Raw genomic sequence first — 19,030 nt, forward strand, 5'->3', positions numbered from 1 at the left:
GACCCTGCGCGGTCCTTGCTGGACCGCTCAGGTTTCAGGCCAATTCTTTGAGCCTGTGCCAGAGCATCCCCAACGCCAGCAGCGGCGAGCGCAGGTATTTGCCGCCAGGGAAGGTGATGTGTGGCACCCTGGCGAACAGGTCGAAGCGCCCGCTTTGCTGGCCGCTGATGGCTTCACCCAGCAGGCGCGCTGCCAGGTGAGTGGCGTTGAGCCCATGGCCAGAGTAGGCCTGGGCGTAATAGACGTTCGGCTGGCTGGCCAGGCGGCCGATCTGTGGCAGGCGGTTGGCGCCGATGCCGATCATCCCACCCCACTGGTAATCGATGCGCACATCGGCCAGTTGCGGGAACACCTTGAGCATCTTCGGCTGCATGTAGGCGGCAATGTCCTGTGGGTCGCGGCCGGAGTAATGGCAGGCACCGCCGAACAACAGGCGGTGGTCGGCGGACAGGCGGTAGTAGTCCAGTGCCACGCGCTGGTCGCACACCGCCATGTTCTGCGGCAGCAGCTGGCGCGCGCGTTCCTCACCCAGCGGTTCGGTGGCGATGATGTAGCTGCCTGCTGGCAGCACCTTGCCGCCCAGTTCGGGGTTCAGGCCGTTGTGGTAGGCATTGCAGCACAGCACCAGGGTTTTGGCGCGCACCCTGCCTTGGGCGGTGTGCACTTTCACTTCAGGGCCGTACTCGATGCGGCTGACGTGCGATTGCTCGAATAGCTGCACACCGAGGCGGCTGGCCACGGCTGCTTCGCCCAGCGCCAGGTTGAGCGGGTGCAGGTGCCCTGAGCCCATGTCGATCAGGCCGCCCACATAACGCTCGGAGCCGACCACGCTGTGGATAGCGTCTTTGTGCACCAGACGCAGTTCGTGACGGTAGCCCAGGCTGCGCAATTCTTCGGCATCTTCGGCGAAGCCTTGCAGCTCGCCGGGCTTGTTGGCCAGGTCGCAGTAGCCCCAGGTCAGGTCGCAGGCGATGGCGTGGCGCTCGACCCGCTCACGGACGATGTCCACGGCTTCCAGGCCCATCAGCTTCATGCTGCGCACGCCTTCGTCACCGATCACCGCACGGAACTGCTCCAGGCCGTGGCCCACGCCCCGGATAAGTTGGCCGCCATTGCGACCGCTGGCACCCCAGCCGAGCTTGCGCGCTTCGAGCAGGATCACCGACAGGCCGCGTTCGGCCAGCTCGATGGCGGTATTGAGGCCCGAGTAGCCGCCGCCAACGATGCACACGTCGGCGCTGTGCTCGCCTTGCAGGTACGGATGATCGGGGTGTGGCGCGCTGCTGGCGGCGTAGTAGGAGGCGGCGTGCTGCGCGCTGTGGATCATTGGCGGGTCCTGGGTGTCGAGACAGAGGAGGGAGGATAAGCCGGGTTTTCGGGGTCGGGCAACCGGCCTCATTCTGGGCAAGCCGGCGATGAGGCCTATAATCGAGCCTCAATCTTCAATGTGTTTGTCACCATGTCCTGCAACCGCCACAAGATCCAGTTCCTGCGTGAACTCATCCCTTCCTTCGAATGCGAGCCCGGTTGTCACGACTGTTGCGGCCCGGTAACCACGTCTGCCGAGGAGATGGCCCGCCTGCCGCGCAAGTCACAGGCTGAGCAGGATGCGGCACTGGAGCGCCTGGACTGTGTGCACTTGGGGCCCAATGGCTGCACCGTCTACGAAGAGCGGCCGATGATCTGCCGCCTGTTCGGCACCACCGCGCGCATGGCCTGCCCACGCGGCCGTGGCCCGGAACAGATGATCGAGCCGCAGGCCGAGGAGCTCGTCCACCGGTTCATCGCCACCACCCGGCAGGTGCTGGTCTAGCGTCAATCCGGGATCGGCAGGCAGAGGCTTTCCTTCACCTCCTCCATCACGATGTAGCTCTTGGATTCACGCACATGCGGCAGCTTGAGCAGGATGTCGCCAAGCAGCTTGCGGTATGAAGCCATCTCCGAAATACGTGCCTTGACCAGGTAATCGAAATCGCCCGACACCAAGTGGCATTCCAGTACGTGGGGCAGCTTGAGTACCGCGCGGCGGAACTCCTCGAAGGTGTCGCCCGACTTGTAGTCCAGGCTGATCTCCACGAATACCAGCAGGCTGCCCTTCAGGTGCTGAGGGTTGAGCCGGGCGTTGTAGCCCATGATGATGCCCTCCCGCTCCAGGCGGCGCACGCGCTCGGTGCAAGGGGTGGTGGAAAGCCCGACTTTCTCGCCCAGTTCGGTGAAGGAAATGCGCCCGTCATTCTGCAGGATCCGCAGGATGTTGCGGTCGATCTTGTCCAGTTCACGCTTGCTCTGGTGCTGGGTTCTCATAGGGGATGCCCCTCCGTGAAAGGCGTTTTTGCCGAGAATTCTCGCCAAATATAGGCTTTTATATAGTGAATTGCACTGGCCTGTAATTTTTATACTGCGCGCATCCATGCCATATCAACAAAAATGCGGTGCGCCGCGTGCGAGGGATCAACGATGCGAGTTCTGGTACTTGGTAGCGGTGTAATCGGAACCGCCAGTGCCTATTACCTGGCCCGGCAAGGTTTTGAAGTGACTGTGGTCGATCGCCAACCGGCGGTGGCGATGGAAACCAGCTTCGCCAACGCAGGCCAGATCTCGCCCGGCTACGCCTCGCCCTGGGCCGCCCCAGGCGTGCCGCTCAAAGCCATCAAGTGGCTGCTGGAGCGCCACGCGCCACTGGCCATCAAGCTGACCGGCGACGTCGACCAGTACCTGTGGATGGCGCAGATGCTGCGTAACTGCACCGCCAGCCGGTATGCAGTGAACAAGGAGCGCATGGTGCGCCTGTCTGAGTACAGCCGCGATTGCCTCGACGAACTGCGCGCCGAAACCGGTATCGCTTACGAAAGCCGCACCTTGGGCACCACCCAGCTGTTCCGCACCCAGGCTCAGGTCGATGCTGCTGCCAAGGACATCGCTGTGCTCGAGCAGTCGGGCGTGCCCTATGAGCTGCTGGACCGTGATGGCATTGCCCGTGTCGAGCCCGCCCTGGCAGGGGTCAAGGACATTCTCGCCGGTGCCCTGCGCCTGCCCAACGACCAGACCGGCGACTGCCAGCTGTTCACCACCAGGCTTGCTGACATGGCCCTCAAGCTGGGTGTCGAATTCCGCTTCGGTCAGGACATCCAGCGCCTCGACTTCGCCGGTGACCGAATCAATGGCGTATGGGTCGACGGCAAGCTTGAAACCGCCGACCGCTACGTGCTGGCGCTGGGCAGCTACTCGCCGCAGATGCTCAAACCGCTGGGCATCAAAGCACCGGTCTACCCGCTCAAGGGGTATTCGCTGACCGTGCCGATCACCAACGCCGACATGGCGCCTACTTCGACCATTCTCGATGAGACCTACAAGGTCGCCATCACCCGCTTCGACAACCGTATCCGTGTCGGTGGCATGGCTGAGATCGCCGGTTTTGACCTGTCGCTGAACCCGCGCCGGCGCGAAACACTGGAGATGATCGTCAACGACCTTTATCCTCGCGGCGGTGACCTGAGCCAGGCCAGTTTCTGGACCGGCCTGCGCCCGGCGACCCCGGACGGCACCCCGATCGTGGGGGCTACCGCGTTCCGAAACCTGTTCCTCAATACCGGCCACGGTACGCTGGGTTGGACCATGGCCTGTGGTTCCGGGCGTCTGCTGGCTGACCTGATTGCGCGCAAAAAGCCGCAAATCAGCGCTGAAGGGCTGGATATTTCACGCTATGGCAACACCCGGGAAGCCGCCAAGCAAGGCCATACGGCGCCAGTGCACCAGTAATCGCCTGGCGTCACCGGCCCATCGCTGGCCTGCCGGCGATGGGTTCAACACTGTTTTCAACCTGAACCACCATAAGGCTGCCGCCATGCGTCCCGCCCGCGCCCTGATCGACCTCCAAGCCCTGCGTCACAACTACCGCCTTGCCCGTGAACTGACCGGCGCCAAAGCCCTCGCCGTGATCAAGGCCGACGCCTATGGCCACGGTGCCGTGCGTTGCGCCCTTGCACTGGAGGCCGAAGCCGATGGCTTTGCCGTGGCGTGCATCGAAGAGGCGCTGGAGTTGCGTGCGGCAGGCATCAAGGCGCCGATGCTGCTGCTCGAAGGCTTTTTCCAAGCCAGCGAGCTTTCCCTGATCGCCGAGCATGACCTGTGGTGCGTGGTGCATTCGCTGTGGCAGCTGGAGGCCATCGAAAATACCCCCGTGCACAAGCCATTGACCGTTTGGCTCAAGCTCGACAGCGGCATGCACCGTGTCGGCTTGCACCCCAAGGACTATCACGACGCTTACCAGCGCCTGCTGGCCAGCGGCAAGGTTGCGCGCATCGTGCTGATGAGCCATTTCGCCCGTGCCGATGAACTGGATGCCGATGCCACTGAGCAACAGATCGCCGTGTTCGAGGCCGCCCGGCAGGGGCTGGCTGCCGAATGCAGCCTGCGCAACTCGCCCGGCGTGCTCGCCTGGCCTCATGCCCCCAGCGACTGGGTGCGCCCTGGCATCATGCTGTATGGCGCAACCCCGTTCGACGTGGCGCAAGCCCAGGCCGAGCGCCTGCAGCCGGTAATGACCCTGCAATCGCAGGTGATCAGTGTGCGGGAACTGCCCGCTGGCGAGCCCGTAGGCTATGGCGCCAAGTTCATCAGCCAACGCCCCAGCCGGGTGGGTGTCGTTGCCATGGGCTATGCCGATGGCTACCCCCGCCAGGCCCCGACCGGTACCCCGGTGATGGTCGCCGGCAAGCGCAGCCAGCTGATTGGCCGGGTTTCCATGGACATGCTGTGCATCGACCTGACCGACGTGCCCGAAGCGACCATCGGCAGCCCGGTCGAGCTGTGGGGCAAGCACGTGTTGGCCAGTGACGTCGCCATGCACGCAGGGACCATCCCCTACCAGATCTTCTGCAACCTCAAACGCGTGCCACTGGACTACGTCGGCGAATGACACGCTGAAGCGGACAGCCTGAGGGGCGGTGTGTTGTAAATACTGAACGGCATTGCCATGATATCGTTCACATTCACCCCGCCATCTCACCGTTTCAGGAGGCTCCAGCTTTGGACGTCGGCGAACGACTGCAAGCCATCCGCAAGCTCAAGGGCCTGTCCCAGCGTGAACTCGCCAAGCGTGCGGGCGTGACCAACAGCACCATCTCGATGATCGAGAAGAACAGTGTGAGCCCCTCGATCAGTTCGCTGCGCAAGGTGCTTAGCGGCATCCCCATGTCCATGGTCGAGTTTTTCTCCGTGGAACTGGAAGCGCAAAGCCAGGCCCAGATTGTCTACAAGGCCCACGAGCTGATCGACATTTCCGACGGCGCGGTGACCATGAAGCTGGTAGGCAAGTCGCATCCCAACCGCGCGATCGCCTTCCTTACCGAGGTCTACCCGCCGGGTGCCGACACCGGAGCGGAGATGCTCACCCACGATGGCGAAGAGACCGGCATCCTCCTGGAGGGCCGGCTGGAACTGGTGGTAGGCACCGAGACCTTCATCCTCGAAGAAGGTGACAGCTACTACTTCGAGAGCACCCGCCCGCACCGTTTTCGCAACCCGTTCGATGAGCCGGCCCGACTGATCAGCGCGGCAACGCCCTCGAACTTTTGATCCAGCGCAGTGCATTGATTCGGCAATACCCCTTTCCTGAGTAGGGTCGTTTCACGGCTTGTGGGTTCCCGCTATACTTTTCAACGCTCGCATTACCGTGGCCGCGGGCGTGATTAGCCACCATGAGGGTGTTCGCGTGAACCAAATCAAGAAGATGCTGGCCGTACCAGCAGCCGTATTCGCCCTTTGGGCAATGAGCGCAACCGCTGCGACCAATGATGACATTGCCAAACGCCTCGAGCCGGTGGGTCAGGTGTGCGTCCAGGGCCAGGAATGCAAGGGCATGGAGGTGGCCGCTTCGGCTGGCGGTGGCGGTGCCAAGACACCGGATGAAGTCATCGCCAAGCATTGCAACGCCTGCCATGGCAGCGGCCTGCTCGGCGCGCCGAAAATTGGCGACACCGCCGCGTGGAAAGAACGTGCCGACCACCAGGGCGGCCTCGATGGGATCCTTGCCAAGGCCATAACCGGCATCAATGCCATGCCCCCCAAGGGCACCTGCGCCGATTGCTCGGATGAAGACCTCAAGGCCGCCATCCAGAAGATGTCCGGGCTTTGAGCCAGCGTTGAATTGCCGATAGCCCGCCTTCCATGGCGGGCTTTGTCTTTGCGCAGGCAACGAACCGCTGTCGATACCTGTCCAACCCCTGAACCTACGGAAGACTCAGGAGGCCAAGATGCACCTCTGCTCCATCGACCAGGCAGTCGAGCAGGTCTTGTCACGCTTGCCCGCCCACATTCACATGGGCCTGCCGCTGGGGCTTGGCAAACCCAATGCCTTCGTCAATGCGTTGTACGCCCGGGTGCGTGACCTGCCAGAGCGCCGCTTGACGATCTACACGGCTTTGTCGCTTGGCCGCCCACCCTTGGGCGACGGCCTGCAACGACGTTTCCTCGAGCCCTTCGTCGGGCGTGTGTTCGCCGATTACCAGGAGCTCACCTATCTGGCCGACCTGCGCAACGACCAGCTGCCGCCGAACATCCGCGTCGAGCAGTTCTTCATGCAGCCCGGCGGCCTGCTGCACAGTGATTGCGCGCAGCAAGACTACGTTAGCAGCAACTACAGCCACGCAGCCCGCGACATCAACGCCAAGGGCCTGAACCTGATCGCGCAATTGGTCGCCGCCACGCCAGAAAGGCCGGTGCACTTGAGCCTGGCCTGCAACCCCGACATCACCCTCGACCTGCTGCCGATGATCGCCAAGCGCCGCGAGGCCGGCGAAACCATCCTCATGCTCGGCCAGGTGCATGCCGAGCTGCCCTACATGCCAGGCGATTCGGAGTTGGGCATGGAGGCGTTCGACCTGCTGATCGATCAGGTGGAACAGCGTCGGCTGTTTTCCACACCGAACATGCCGGTAACCACCCAGGACCATTGCATCGGCCTGCATGCCAGCACCCTGGTGCGCGATGGCGGCACCCTGCAGATCGGCATTGGCGCCATGGGTGATGCCGTGACCGCTGCGTTGCTGGCGCGCCAAGGCGACAACCCTGGGTATCGGGCATTGATGGGTGAGCTGGATGTAGGGCCCTGGCACACCCTGATCGAGCGTGAGGGCGGGCTGGATGCGTTCGCCCAAGGCCTCTATGGGTGCAGTGAGATGTTCGTCAACGGCCTGCTGGCGCTGGCCGAAGCCGGGGTGGTGCGGCGCCCGGCTGACGAGCAAGGCGTGCTGGTACATGGCGGCTTCTTCCTTGGCCCGCAGGCGTTCTATCAACGCTTGCGGGAGATGCCACTGGAGCAGCGCGCGCAGTTTGCCATGACGCGTATCAGCTTCATCAACGAGCTGTATGGCCAGGAAGAACTGAAGCGTCGCCAGCGGCGTGATGCCCGCTTCATCAACACAGTGTTCACCATGACCCTGCTCGGCGCGGGGGTAGCCGACCAGCTGGAAAGTGGCCGCGTGCTCAGCGGCGTGGGCGGGCAGTACAACTTCGTCGCACAGGGCCACGCGCTGGAGGGCGGGCGATCCATCCTGTTGCTGCGCAGTTGGCGTGAGGCGGGGGGCGAGGTCAGCTCCAACCTGCTCTGGGCCTACGGCCACTGCACCATCCCCCGGCACTTGCGTGACATCGTGGTGACCGAGTACGGCATTGCCGACTTGCGGGGGCAGACCGACAGCGAAGTGATCGCCCGGCTACTGGCAATCACCGACTCCAGATTCCAGGGCGAGCTGATCGAACAGGCCAAGCAGGCAGGCAAGCTCGCAAAAGACTTTCAACTCGATGCGCGGTTTACCGACAACACGCCTGAGCGACTTGAGCAGATCAGGGCGCGGCATGCACGGCTGTTCCCTGAGTACCCGTTGGGGACTGATTTCACTGCCGAGGAACGGGACTTGCTGCGGGCGCTGGGCTGGCTCAAAAGCAAGTTCAGGTTGAGCGAGGTGCTGGAGCTGGGCAAGGCAGCGCTGGATGCGCCGGGGCCGGAGGGGTATGCGGCGCAGTTGGCGCGCATGCAGCTCGATGAGCCGCGAGGGCTGAAGGAAGAGCTGTATCAGCGGTTGGTTTTGGCAGGGTTGGCGGCTACGCGATAATTACGGGCCTGCTTTGCAGCGGACTGCCGGCAAGCCAGCTCCTTTGGGAGCCGGCTTGGCGACGATGAGGCCGGTACAGGCTCAATCGATGAAGCTGACCACGCCACCTTCCAGCGACTTCACCCGGGCCAGGGATTCAACGCGGTAACCTTGGCTATCCAGCTCGGCACGGCCACCCTGGAACGATTTCTCGATGACGATACCCAGGCCGGCAACGGTAGCACCGGCTTGCTTGATGATCGAGATCAGCGCCTGGGAGGCTTTGCCGTTGGCCAGGAAGTCATCGATCACCAGCACGCGGTCGCTGCTGTTGAGGTGGCGCGGGGAGATAGCCACGGTGTTTTCGGTCTGCTTGGTGAAGGAATACACCGAGGCCGTCAGCAGGTTTTCGGTCAGGGTCAGGGACTGATGCTTGCGCGCGAAGATCACCGGAACGCCCAGCTTCAGGCCAGTCATCACCGCCGGCGCAATGCCCGAGGCTTCGATGGTGACGATCTTGGTCACACCGGCATCGGCGTAAAGGCGAGCGAATTCGTCACCGATCAGCTGCATCAGCGCAGGGTCGATCTGGTGGTTGAGAAACGCATCGACTTTGAGAACCTGATCGGAAAGCACGATGCCTTCGTCGCGAATCTTCTGCTGCAGTGCTTCCACTGTGTATCTCCGATGTAGCAAAGGTGGCCGCAAAGAGCGGCAGAGTTAAAGAGTAATGGTTGATCAGCGTTTGAGCATTGCCCGGATATCGGCCAGTGCGTTGTTGCCACGCGCGGCTTTGACTTCCACTGGCGCATCGTCCAGGCCTTCCCAGGCCAGGTCGTCCGGCGGCAGTTCGTCGAGAAACCGGCTGGGCGTGCAGTCGATGATTTCGCCATACTGCTTGCGTTTGGCAGCGAAGGTGAAGGCCAGGGTCTGGCGGGCGCGGGTAATGCCCACGTAGGCCAGGCGGCGTTCCTCTTCGATGGTGTCGGCTTCGATGCTCGAGCGGTGGGGGAGGATTTCCTCCTCCATGCCCATGATGAACACGTACGGGAATTCCAGGCCTTTGGACGCGTGCAGGGTCATCATCTGCACCCCCTCGGCGTTTTCTTCCTCTTCCTGCTGGCGCTCGAGCATGTCGCGCAGCACCAGCTTGCCGATGGCGTCCTCGATGGTCATGTCACCCTCTTCGTCCTTCTCGAGGGTGTTCTTCAGTGCTTCTACCAGGAACCAGACGTTGCTGATGCGGAACTCAGCGGCTTTGTCGCTGGCCGTTTGCTGGCGAATCCAGTTTTCATAGTCGATGTCGCGGATCATCTCGTGCAGCGCGGCGATCGGGTCTTCCAGGGCGACTTTGTGGCGCACGCCGTCGAGCCAATGCTTGAAACGCTGCAGACGCTCGGTATAACGCGCGTCCAAGTGCTCGCCCAAGCCCAGTTCCTCGCTGGCGGCATACATCGAGACGCCCCGTTCGGTCGCGTAGTTGCCGAGCTTTTCCAGGGTGGTCGAGCCGATCTCGCGGCGCGGTACGTTGATCACCCGCAGGTAGGCGTTGTCGTCATCCGGGTTCACCAGCAAGCGCAGGTAGGCCATCAGGTCCTTGACTTCCTGGCGGCCGAAGAAGCTGTTGCCGCCCGACAGGCGATACGGCACCTGATGGTGCTGCAGTTTCAGCTCGATCAGCTTGGCCTGGTAGTTACCGCGGTACAGGATGGCGAAGTCACTGTAAGGGCGGTTGGTGCGCAGGTGCAGGGTGAGGATTTCCATGGCCACACGCTCGGCCTCGGCGTCCTCATTCTTGCAGCGGATCACACGGATCTCGTCGCCCACGCCCATCTCGCTCCACAGCTGCTTCTCGAAGGCATGCGGGTTGTTGGCGATCAGCACGTTGGCGCAGCGCAGGATGCGGCTGGTGGAGCGGTAGTTCTGTTCGAGCATGACGATTTTCAGGGAAGGGTAGTCTTCCTTGAGCAGCATCAGGTTCTCGGGGCGCGCACCACGCCAGGCGTAGATCGACTGGTCATCGTCACCCACCACGGTGAACTGGTTGCGCATGCCGATCAGCATCTTCACCAGCAGATACTGGCTGGCGTTGGTGTCCTGGTATTCGTCCACCAGCAGGTAGCGCACGCGGTTCTGCCAGCGCTCCAGCACTTCGGGGTGCTCCTGGAACAGCTTGACCGGCTGCAGGATCAGGTCGTCGAAGTCCACCGCGTTGAACGCCTTGAGCGTGCGCTGGTAATGGGTGTAGACGATGGCGGCGGTCTGCTCGCGTGGGTTTCGCGCTTTTTCCAGGGCTTCGGCGGGCAGGATCAGGTCGTTCTTCCAGGCACCGATCATGTTCTTGATCTCGTCGATGCCGTCGTCGCCGGAATACTCCTTCTGCATGATGTCCGACAGCAGCGCCTTGATATCGGACTCGTCGAAGATCGAAAAGCCCGGCTTGTAGCCCAGCTTGTCGTGCTCCTTGCGGATGATGTTCAGGCCCAGGTTGTGGAAGGTACACACCGTCAGGCCTCGGCCTTCCCCCGGGCGCAGCAGGGTGGCGACCCGCTCCTTCATCTCGCGCGCAGCTTTGTTGGTGAAGGTCATCGCGACGATGTACTGGGCACGGATGCCGCAGTTCTGGATCAGGTGGGCAATCTTGCGCGTGATCACGCTGGTCTTGCCGGAGCCTGCACCGGCGAGCACCAAAAGAGGGCCGCCGACGTAGTCACGGGCTTCCTGTTGCCTGGGATTGAGTCGGGACATGCTAGAAACCGGGGGTCGCCAGAAAATAGCCGCGCATTCTAACAGGCATGGGGCCATTGTGGCGCGACCGTCTGACGTCTGAGTCAGACTTTGTGTCGCGTATAGCATTAGTCAGGCTCATGCTATTCATGGAAAAAATCGTATTTGCTGGTTTAACCGCTTTCGAGCAGGATGCACGTCAAAATGTGTCGGGACGCACTGTGGGCAAGGATGTGTCTAAAAGTGAAAATCATTTTCATTTATCCAGTAGCATACCCGGCCACCCTTTTGCCACCGTCCTCGCTTTAAGGAGCCCGCTTGTCCACGCCTGTCGAACCTTTGCGTTTGCTGTTGTTGGCTGATGAGCCGGAATGGGCCGCCTTGTTGCGCGAATGCCTGCTGCCGCTGAACGGTACAGCGGTACTGCTGACTGCGCCCAACTGGGCTGCAGTGGACAGCCTGTTCAGCCAAGACCGCCAGGCCGTGATCCTGGCCACCCAGGCCCTGCAACCTGCGCCGGGGCGTTGCGAGCTGCCGACCATCTTGTTGCTGGACGAGGAGCCGCTGACCCCACCCACAGGCGTCAGCGACTGGCTGGTGCGCAGCCAGTTGAATACCGATGCGCTTCGCCGTTCCTTGCGCCACGTACGCGAACGTGGCGTGCTGGTGGCCACCTTGCAGCGCCTGGCCGAGCAGGACCCGCTGACGGGCATCGCCAACCGCCAGGGTTTCCAGGCCCTGCTGACCGCCCGGCTGGCTGAGAACGACGGGCGCGGAGTAGCCCTTGGGCACCTGGACCTGGACAACTTTCGTCATGTCAACGATGCCCTCGGCCACCAGGGTGGCGACCGGCTGATCCTGCAGGTGGTGTCACGCCTGAAGCAGCAACTGGCGGCCGGCGACCAGCTGGCGCGCCTGGGCAGTGATGAATTTGCCCTGCTGATCGACACCCGCCGCGACAACGGCCGCGCCGAACGCATCGCCGAATGCATCGTCGAAGCCCTGGCCGAGCCTTACTGGATCGACGGCGAAAGCCTGTTGCTTGGCTGCAGCCTGGGCCTTGCCCATGCCCGCGCGCAAAGCGGCGCCGACCCATTGATGTGGCATGCACATATCGCCATGCGCCAGGCCAAAAGCAGCCAGGGCTGTACCTTCCATGTGTTCAATGAGCGAATCAACCGCAACGCCCGCAGCCTCGCCGACCTGGAAGGCGAACTGCGCAGGGCCCTGCGTCGTGATGAGCTGGAGCTGCACTACCAGCCACGGCTGAACCTGGGCGATGGCAGCATCGTCGGCCTTGAGGCGCTGGTGCGCTGGCGTCATGCCGAGCGCGGCCTGTTGCCGCCGAGCGAGTTCGTGCCGTTGGCCGAGCAGAGCGGGTTGATCGTGCCGTTGGGCTACTGGGTTATCTCCCGTGCCCTGCGTGACATGCAGGCCTTGCGCGAGAGCGGCCTGGCCCCCCTGCACATGGCGGTCAACCTGAGTTTTCGCCAGTTCCAGGACAGCCAGCTGCTGGCGACCCTGAGCCGGCTGATCATCGAACATGGCGTCGACGCCCGCTGGCTGGAGTTCGAACTGACCGAAACGGCGGTGATGCGCCGCAATGAGCTGGTCCGCCAGACCATGGATGCTCTGGGGCGCCTTGGCGTGCGCTTCTCGCTCGACGATTTCGGCACCGGTTTCTCATCCTTCGTGCACCTGAACAGCCTGCCGATCACCTTGCTCAAGGTCGATCGCAGCTTTGTCGCCGAAATGGAGATGCGCGAGGAAAACCGCAAGCTGGTGCACGCGATGATCAACCTGGCGCACAATCTCAACCTCGAGGTAGTGGCCGAGGGCGTTGAAAGCCCTGAGCAGATGGCCTTGCTACGCGAGTTCGGCTGTGACCAGGTGCAGGGGTTTCTGGTCAGCAAGCCACTGCCGGTGGATGAGCTGGTGGCGTACCTGCGGCAGGCGTGTGAGCGCAAGCTGACGCAAGTGCTCTAGCGCCGTATCGCTGGCAAGCCAGCTCCCGCGACTGCCTGGTTCTTCAGGTCTGCGCTTCACCTTTGGGAGCCGGCCTGCCGGCGATGTGGCCCAGCGTCAGGCGGAAGCAGCGGCCTGTGCACCCGCTCCCGCCTTGCCCAGCATCCGCTTCATCCGCCACTCAAAGGCCAGGGTCAGCGCCACCGAAGCACACGCCAGCCCCAATGCCAGCCCCCACCACACACCGACTGCACCGCCACCCAGGTTGAAGGTCAGCAACCACGCACTTGGCGCTCCGACCAGCCAGTAGCAGCAAAGGCCGATCAGGAAGGTGGTCTTGGCATCCTTCAACCCGCGGATCGAACCCATGGCGATGGTCTGCACACCATCGAACAGCTCGAACCAGGCCGCCACCATCAGCAAGCTCACTGCCAGCTGGTAGATCGGCGCAAACGCTGGATCATTACCATCGATGAACAGGCTCACCAGCATCTCCGGGCGCAGCCAGAACAGTGCCGCGAAGGCGAACATGATCAGCGCGCCAAAGCTGATGCCTACCCGCCCGGCACTGCGCGCCGCCGGCAGGTTGCCGGCACCGTAATACAGCCCTACGCGCATGGTCACCGCATACGAAAGCCCGGTCGGCACCATGAATGCGGTAGAAACGATCTGCAGGGCAATCTGGTGGGCCGCAAGCTCGGTGCTGCCAAGTACACCCATGCACAGGGCGGCAAAAGCGAACAGGCCGACCTCCACCATGTAGGTGCCCCCGATCGGCAAGCCCAGGCGCCACAGCTCGCGCAAGGCCGGCAGCGAAGGGCGCGACAGGCCCTTGCGCAGCGGGTAGGCGGCATAGGCCGGGTGCCAGCGGATGTACAAGGCCAGCGCGATGGCCATGCCCATCGACACCAAGGCGGTGACCAGGCCGATGCCCATCAGCCCAAGCTTGGGCAGGCCGAACATGCCTTCGATCAGCGCGACGTTGAACAGGTAGTTGAGCACCGTACCGATCAGGCTGATGACCATCACCGGGGTCGAGCGGCCCAGGGCGCTGGTGAAGCCACGCAGGGCCATGAAGGTCAGGTAGCCCGGCAGCGCCAGTGGCAAGAGGGTGAGGAATTCGGTGGCCGAGGCGACGTTTTCAGGCTGTTGGCCGAACAGCAGCAACACCGGTTTGAGGTTCCACAACGCCAGCGCGGCCACCAGCGCCAGCCCCCAGGCCAGCCACAAACCGTTTTGCGCCAGCCGGGTGGCGCCTTCGATGTCATTGGCGCCCTTGCGGATCGCCACCAGCGTGCCGACTGCAGCGATCACCCCCAGGCAGAAGATCGACACGAACGAATAGCTCGCAGCCCCCAGCCCACCGCCGGCCAAGGCCTGGGGGCTGATGCGGGCCATCATCAGGGTGTCGGTCAACACCATCAGCATGTGCGCCAACTGCGAGGCAACCAGCGGCCCGGCCAGGCGCAGCAAAGCCTTGAGTTCTTTAGTGGGCGCGACGTGCATGGGGGTGGTCCTTCTGACTCTGTGAGCGAGGGACGATTCTGAGGCTTCGGTCAACTTTGCACAAAAGGATAAAAACGATGATTGGCATGAGTTGAACTCATGCATATATGATTCCATGCATCCCCTTTGTGCCCCCGTAAGCAGGTGCCATATGTCCCGTCAGCTGCCTGCGCTGTATGCGCTGCGCGCATTCGAAGCCGCCGCCCGGCTCAGCTCGTTCACCCGTGCCGGCCAGGAGCTGTCGATCACCCAGAGTGCGGTCAGCCGCCACATCCGTACCTTGGAGGAGCACTTTGCCTGTCGCCTGTTCATCCGCAGCGGCCGCAGCCTGCAATTGACCGAGGCCGCCCGGGTGCTGCTGCCCGGCGTGCGTGAGGGCTTTGCCGCGCTGGAGCGCGCGTGCGACACCTTGCGCGGTGAGGACGACATACTGCGCATGAAGGCGCCGTCGACGCTGACCATGCGCTGGCTGCTGGCGCGCCTGAGCCAGTTCCGGCACTTGCAGCCGGGCAATGAAGTGCAGTTGACCAGCGCCTGGATGGATGTCGACCACGTGGACTTCAACCAGGAACCTTTCGACTGCGCGGTATTGCTCAGTGATGGCGCTTTTCCGCCGGACTGGGAGGTACGCCGGCTGTTTTCCGAGCTACTGATCCCGGTGGGCGCACCCGACCTGCTCAAGGAAGGCCCTTTGGACGAGCGCAGGCTGGCCGGCATCGAGCTGCTGCACCCGACCCCCGACAAGCGTGACTGGCGAGAATGGCTGGAGCGCATGGGGCTGGCTGATAGCGTTTCACTCAAGGGTGGGCAGGTGTTCGACACCTTGGAGCTGGGGATGATTGCGGCGGCCCGTGGCTACGGGATATCCATGGGTGACCTGCTGATGGTCGCCGAGGATGTTGCGCAGGGTCGTTTGAGCCTGCCATGGCCGACGGCGGTGCCCAGTGGCATGGATTACTACCTGGTCTGGCCGAGAACCCGGCCGGGCGGGGAGCGGTTGCGGCGGTTGAGTGTATTTCTGCAGGAAGAGGCCGCGGCGGTGAGCCTGCCGGCTGTGCAAATACTGCCGGCCGTCTGATTGCCTGCGCCGGCTCCATTTCCGGCAGTCCAGCCGGTGGGGGCCAGCTTGCCAGTGATTAGCGCCGGTACAGCAGTGGAAAACGTTTGCGAATATCCCGGCCCGACACTCAAGTATTCGCCAGCGACGCCGATCTAGTTGCACCAGCGTCCCGGAAGAGGGCGCGACTCTCCGTTGATAACAGCAGGTGGTCGGGGTGATCAGGATGATCCGGGCCGCCTGCCAGGAGCTCCCCATGTCTCAACCGCGTGCCCGAATCGCCTCGCAGCTTGGTATCGCTCTCGCCATCGTGCTGGCGCTGGTGATTACCGGCAGTACCTTGTTCGCCCTGCGTTCCCTGGACGACGCCAACCTCACCACTCGCCAGGAACACCTGGCCAGTGAAGCGCGGCTGTTGGCCGACCAGCTCGACACCTTCCATGGTTCGCTCAAGGACAACACCCAGCGCCTGAGCGGCCTGTTCGAGCGCCGCTTCGCTTCGGGGCTGTCGCTGCATGCCGGTGAAACCGTGCAGGTGGCCGGCCAGCCCACGCCGGCGCTGTACCTGGGTGATCAACTGCTCAACAACGACTTCCACCAGGTCGATGAATTTCAGCAGCTGACCGCAGGTGTAGCGACCCTGTTCGTGCGCAGTGGCGACGACTTCGTACGCATCAGCACCAACCTGAAGAAACAGGATGGCAGCCGGGCCATCGGCACCCAGCTCGACCGCCAGCACCCGGCCTACGCAAAACTGATGGCAGGGCAGACTTATGTCGGCCGTGCCCTGCTGTTCGAGCGCAACTACATGACCCGTTATGTGCCAGTGACCGATGGCAATGGGCGGGTGATCGCGGTGCTGTTCGTTGGCTTTGACTATACCGACGCGCAAAACGCGCAGTTCGCCAACCTCAAGCGCTTCCGGATTGGCGATACCGGCTCGCTGGCCTTGCGCGACGAGCAAGGCAAGTGGCTGGTGCCCCCAGCCAATGCCGACCAGCCTCTGTACAGCGCCTCTGCACCCTTTGCCGAAGGCCCCTGGACGGTAGTCGCCAGCATGCCCCTGGAGGAGATCCGTGCGGTGACCTGGAGCGTTGGCTTGCGCCTGGCCATCGGCAGTTTGCTGGCGATGCTGCTGGCAGTGGCCGCCACGCTGTGGCTGTTACGCCGCAAGTTGCGCCCGCTGGATGACCTGGTGCGCCAGGCCGAGGCACTGGGCGCAGGCGATCTGAGCGCCCGCCTGGCCGTGACCAGCCATGACGAAATCGGCCAACTGGCACGCAGCTTCAACAAGATGGGCGAAGCGTTGGCGACCATGGTCGAACACATTCGCGGGGCTTCCGAGCAAGTCAGCAGCCGTGCCCGCTCGCTGTCTGGCCTGTCGGCCGGTGCCTGCGAAGGCATGGACCAGCAGTCCGGCGAAATCACCAGCATGGCCGGTGCGGTAGAGGAGTTCAGCGCTACCTCGATGAACATCGCTGACAACATGGCGGGCACCGAGCGCATGGCCCGTGACAATGCCCAGCAGACCCGCATCGGCCGTAGCGCGATGGATGAAGCGTCGAGTTCGTTGCGCCAGATCGCCGAGGCCCTGGGTGGCACTGCAACGGTGATGGACACACTGGGTGCACGCTCCCAGGAAATCGGGGGCATTGTCGGGGTGATTACCGCCATTGCCGAACAGACCAACCTGTTGGCGCTCAACGCGGCCATCGAAGCGGCGCGGGCGGGCGAGCAGGGCCGTGGATTTGCCGTGGTGGCTGACGAGGTTCGTGGCCTGGCGGCGCGTACGCGTCAAGCGACGGATGAAATCTCCGGGATGATCGCCAGTATCCAGCAGCAGACTGGCCATGCCATCAGCACCCTGGAGCAGGGCAACCAGTTGATGCAGGAAGGCCTGGCACGCAACGACAAGGTGGCTGAAGCGCTGGCGCGCATTGACGAGCAAAGCCGTGTCGCGGGTGAGCAGTTCACGGTGATCAGCACTGCCACCCAGGAGCAAAGCAGCACCGCAACGGTGCTGAGCCGCAACCTGCAGAGCATTGCCCAAGCCAACAGCGAACAGCGTGACGTGGCCAATGAGCTGGCCTTTACCGCCAAGGAGCTGGAAGGGTTGGCGGCGCAGTTGCGCCAGGAAGTCGACCGGTTTCGTTGAGTAAACCGGGGCCGCGCCTGCGGATCTTCGTAGGCGCGGCCTTGGTCGCCAAAGGGCGCACCGCGCCCCCAGCAATCCTGAGGCTTACACCAACTCCAGGTTCAATGCCTGCGCACAAGCCTGCACCGAGCGCTGCTCAGTCTGCGCGTACAGCGCCAGCTCATCCAGTACCTGCAGCCCCAATGCCGCTTCGAAGGCCTCGCGGTTGGCGTTGCTGCCATACTCGGCCTGGGCATCGTCACCCAGGTTGGACTGGAAGATCCCCGCCGCGCTCACTGGCAGGAAGTCTTCGTAGACCAGCGCCTCGAAGTGCACATGGCCGGCCTCGATCAAGCCCTGCAGAGTGGTCGGGCGCTCAGCCTGCTCGCGTGCGGCCATGCCCTTCTCGGTCGCGAAATAGCGGAAGTACGCCAGCCCTTGCTCACGCATCTGTGCCAGGTCATCCGGAAACGCGGCAAAGTGCTCTTTCAGCAGTGCCATGTAGCGCTCGGCATTGGCCTCTGCCGGTGCGCCGCCCAAGGCTGCACGGGTAGCGTCGAGCAGCGTGTCATACAGCTGCCGGCCTTTGGGCGTGAGTGCCGCGCCGCGCTGCTCGATCTCGCCGAAACGTGCGGTGTGGCTGCCTTCGCTACCGTGCTGGTCCCTGAACGCAACCTTCTCCTGCAGAGCCTTGAAGCTGGTCTGGCGCAGCAGGATTGGGTGGCGGCGAGTGGGCGGGCCTTCGACAACGGCTTTGGGCGGGATACCTTTGGCCGGCATGCCCAACTGGATCGCATCGATGTCCAGGGTGCGCGGGGTCAGGTGATTGATGTGCGGGCCCTTGAACGCCACCACGTCAGCGATCAGGCGGTGCTGGTCGTGTAACTGCTGGTACTGCTCGGCGGTAACCGTAGCCTCCTGGTGCCAGCGGAAGGTGTGCAGGGCCTCCTGCACGAACGCCTCGGCGTCGGTCGCGTTCAGGCCGCCATCGCGCTCGCACTGGGTGATCAGCTCAAGGGCGCGGGCGGTGAAGATCTTGCGTTTGGCCAGGAGGCTCTGTGCCAACTCACGCAGTGCGGGATCGTCGATCAGTTCCAGGCGCAGCAGCGAGGTGAAGACGCGGAACGGGCTGATGTGCAGTGCCTGTTCGTGCACGGCGCGAAACGCGGTGGAGTGCACGGGCACGCCTGCGCTGCTGAGGTCGTAGTACCCAACCGGCTGCATGCCCATCACCGCGAACAACCGGGCGATGGTGGCCAGCTCTTGTGCTGTGCCGACCCGGATGGCGCCGTGGCGCTCCTGGTCCAGGCGCTCCACCTCGCCGGTCCAGCGCAGCGCCTGGGCCACCTCAGGCTGCTGGGCCATGACCTGCTGGTTGATTTCGCTCACCAGCGCCAGCAGCGTGCCGTACAGCGGCACTTCCTGTTTGTACATGAGCGACATGGCGGCAGAGAACTGCGCGCGGATGCTGTCGGGGCTGACGAAATCGTGGGCGGGCATCGCTAGCTTCCTGGTTGGGTTCGGACGCTTACATGAAAGCTGGGAATG

The 19,030-nt window shown here is 63.3% G+C and carries 16 protein-coding genes and 1 pseudogene; 11 read left to right on the top strand and 6 right to left on the bottom strand.

All coding sequences use genetic code 11. The features are described from left to right. Positions 1-34 precede the first annotated feature (34 nt). Entirely contained in the window at positions 35-1,327 is a 1,293-nt protein-coding gene (locus ABRP30_RS00710) for an FAD-binding oxidoreductase (protein ID WP_349975597.1), read from the bottom strand. A 132-nt stretch (positions 1,328-1,459) separates the two neighbouring features. Here ABRP30_RS00710 and ABRP30_RS00715 point away from each other — a divergent pair, with 132 nt between their 5' ends. After that, positions 1,460-1,813 (top strand): YkgJ family cysteine cluster protein, encoded by a 354-nt coding sequence (locus ABRP30_RS00715; RefSeq protein WP_349975598.1) that lies wholly within the window; start codon positions 1,460-1,462, stop codon positions 1,811-1,813. A gap of 2 nt (positions 1,814-1,815) precedes the next feature. On the opposite strand, the gene dadR is transcribed toward ABRP30_RS00715, so the two are convergent. Continuing rightward, a complete protein-coding gene (gene dadR, locus ABRP30_RS00720) occupies positions 1,816-2,304 on the bottom strand; it encodes a transcriptional regulator DadR (protein ID WP_003258963.1) in 489 nt (162 codons plus the stop codon). 153 nt (positions 2,305-2,457) lie between these two features. On the opposite strand from dadR, the gene dadA reads away from it, so the two are divergent. The 5 genes from dadA (at position 2,458) to ABRP30_RS00745 (ending at position 8,114) form a co-directional block, all read left to right on the top strand. Continuing rightward, a complete protein-coding gene (dadA, locus tag ABRP30_RS00725) occupies positions 2,458-3,759 on the top strand; it encodes a D-amino acid dehydrogenase (protein ID WP_241804947.1) in 1,302 nt (433 codons plus the stop codon). 85 nt (positions 3,760-3,844) lie between these two features. After that, positions 3,845-4,918 carry an alanine racemase gene (alr, locus tag ABRP30_RS00730; RefSeq protein ID WP_349975599.1) on the top strand — a complete coding sequence of 358 codons (1,074 nt, stop codon included), beginning with the start codon at positions 3,845-3,847 and terminating at the stop codon, positions 4,916-4,918. Between the two features lie 110 nt (positions 4,919-5,028). Then, positions 5,029-5,577, top strand: a complete 549-nt coding sequence (locus tag ABRP30_RS00735; RefSeq protein WP_241804949.1) for a cupin domain-containing protein — start codon at positions 5,029-5,031, stop codon at positions 5,575-5,577. Between the two features lie 154 nt (positions 5,578-5,731). Continuing rightward, positions 5,732-6,136 carry a cytochrome c5 family protein gene (locus ABRP30_RS00740; protein ID WP_267824149.1) on the top strand — a complete coding sequence of 135 codons (405 nt, stop codon included), beginning with the start codon at positions 5,732-5,734 and terminating at the stop codon, positions 6,134-6,136. A 118-nt stretch (positions 6,137-6,254) separates the two neighbouring features. Then, a complete protein-coding gene (locus ABRP30_RS00745) occupies positions 6,255-8,114 on the top strand; it encodes an acetyl-CoA hydrolase/transferase C-terminal domain-containing protein (protein WP_349975600.1) in 1,860 nt (619 codons plus the stop codon). 81 nt (positions 8,115-8,195) lie between these two features. On the opposite strand, the gene ABRP30_RS00750 is transcribed toward ABRP30_RS00745, so the two are convergent. Next, positions 8,196-8,768 (bottom strand): xanthine phosphoribosyltransferase, encoded by a 573-nt coding sequence (locus ABRP30_RS00750; protein ID WP_241804951.1) that lies wholly within the window; start codon positions 8,766-8,768, stop codon positions 8,196-8,198. A gap of 63 nt (positions 8,769-8,831) precedes the next feature. Continuing rightward, positions 8,832-10,841 carry a DNA helicase Rep gene (rep, locus tag ABRP30_RS00755; protein WP_241804952.1) on the bottom strand — a complete coding sequence of 670 codons (2,010 nt, stop codon included), beginning with the start codon at positions 10,839-10,841 and terminating at the stop codon, positions 8,832-8,834. 128 nt (positions 10,842-10,969) lie between these two features. On the opposite strand from rep, the gene ABRP30_RS00760 reads away from it, so the two are divergent. Next, positions 10,970-11,182 (top strand): hypothetical protein, encoded by a 213-nt coding sequence (locus ABRP30_RS00760; protein ID WP_267820077.1) that lies wholly within the window; start codon positions 10,970-10,972, stop codon positions 11,180-11,182. Beyond that, positions 11,139-12,806: a bifunctional diguanylate cyclase/phosphodiesterase gene (locus tag ABRP30_RS00765; RefSeq protein ID WP_267820079.1), complete on the top strand. Its 1,668-nt coding sequence runs from the start codon at positions 11,139-11,141 to the stop codon at positions 12,804-12,806. Before ABRP30_RS00760 ends, ABRP30_RS00765 begins: the two co-directional genes overlap by 44 nt. A 96-nt stretch (positions 12,807-12,902) precedes the next feature. Here the strand turns inward: ABRP30_RS00765 and ABRP30_RS00770 are convergent, their stop codons facing one another. Beyond that, positions 12,903-14,291: a NorM family multidrug efflux MATE transporter gene (locus ABRP30_RS00770; RefSeq protein ID WP_349975601.1), complete on the bottom strand. Its 1,389-nt coding sequence runs from the start codon at positions 14,289-14,291 to the stop codon at positions 12,903-12,905. Positions 14,292-14,442: 151 nt separating this feature from the next. On the opposite strand from ABRP30_RS00770, the gene ABRP30_RS00775 reads away from it, so the two are divergent. From ABRP30_RS00775 to ABRP30_RS00785, 3 genes and pseudogenes are all read left to right on the top strand, one after another. Beyond that, entirely contained in the window at positions 14,443-15,369 is a 927-nt protein-coding gene (locus ABRP30_RS00775) for a LysR substrate-binding domain-containing protein (protein ID WP_267820081.1), read from the top strand. A gap of 235 nt (positions 15,370-15,604) precedes the next feature. After that, positions 15,605-16,597 (top strand): annotated as a pseudogene (locus ABRP30_RS00780) (Cache 3/Cache 2 fusion domain-containing protein); the annotation flags it as partial. Positions 16,598-16,816: 219 nt separating this feature from the next. Then, positions 16,817-17,503 (top strand): methyl-accepting chemotaxis protein, encoded by a 687-nt coding sequence (locus ABRP30_RS00785; protein ID WP_372490518.1) that lies wholly within the window; start codon positions 16,817-16,819, stop codon positions 17,501-17,503. Between the two features lie 84 nt (positions 17,504-17,587). Here ABRP30_RS00785 and ABRP30_RS00790 read toward each other — a convergent pair whose 3' ends face one another. Further along, complete coding sequence (locus tag ABRP30_RS00790) at positions 17,588-18,982, bottom strand: VOC family protein (RefSeq protein WP_267820085.1); 1,395 nt, start codon at positions 18,980-18,982, stop codon at positions 17,588-17,590. Positions 18,983-19,030: the final 48 nt, after the last annotated feature.

Origin of the sequence: Pseudomonas sp. WHRI 8519, from assembly GCF_040224055.2 — a bacterium.
Classification (GTDB): domain Bacteria; phylum Pseudomonadota; class Gammaproteobacteria; order Pseudomonadales; family Pseudomonadaceae; genus Aquipseudomonas; species Aquipseudomonas putida_X.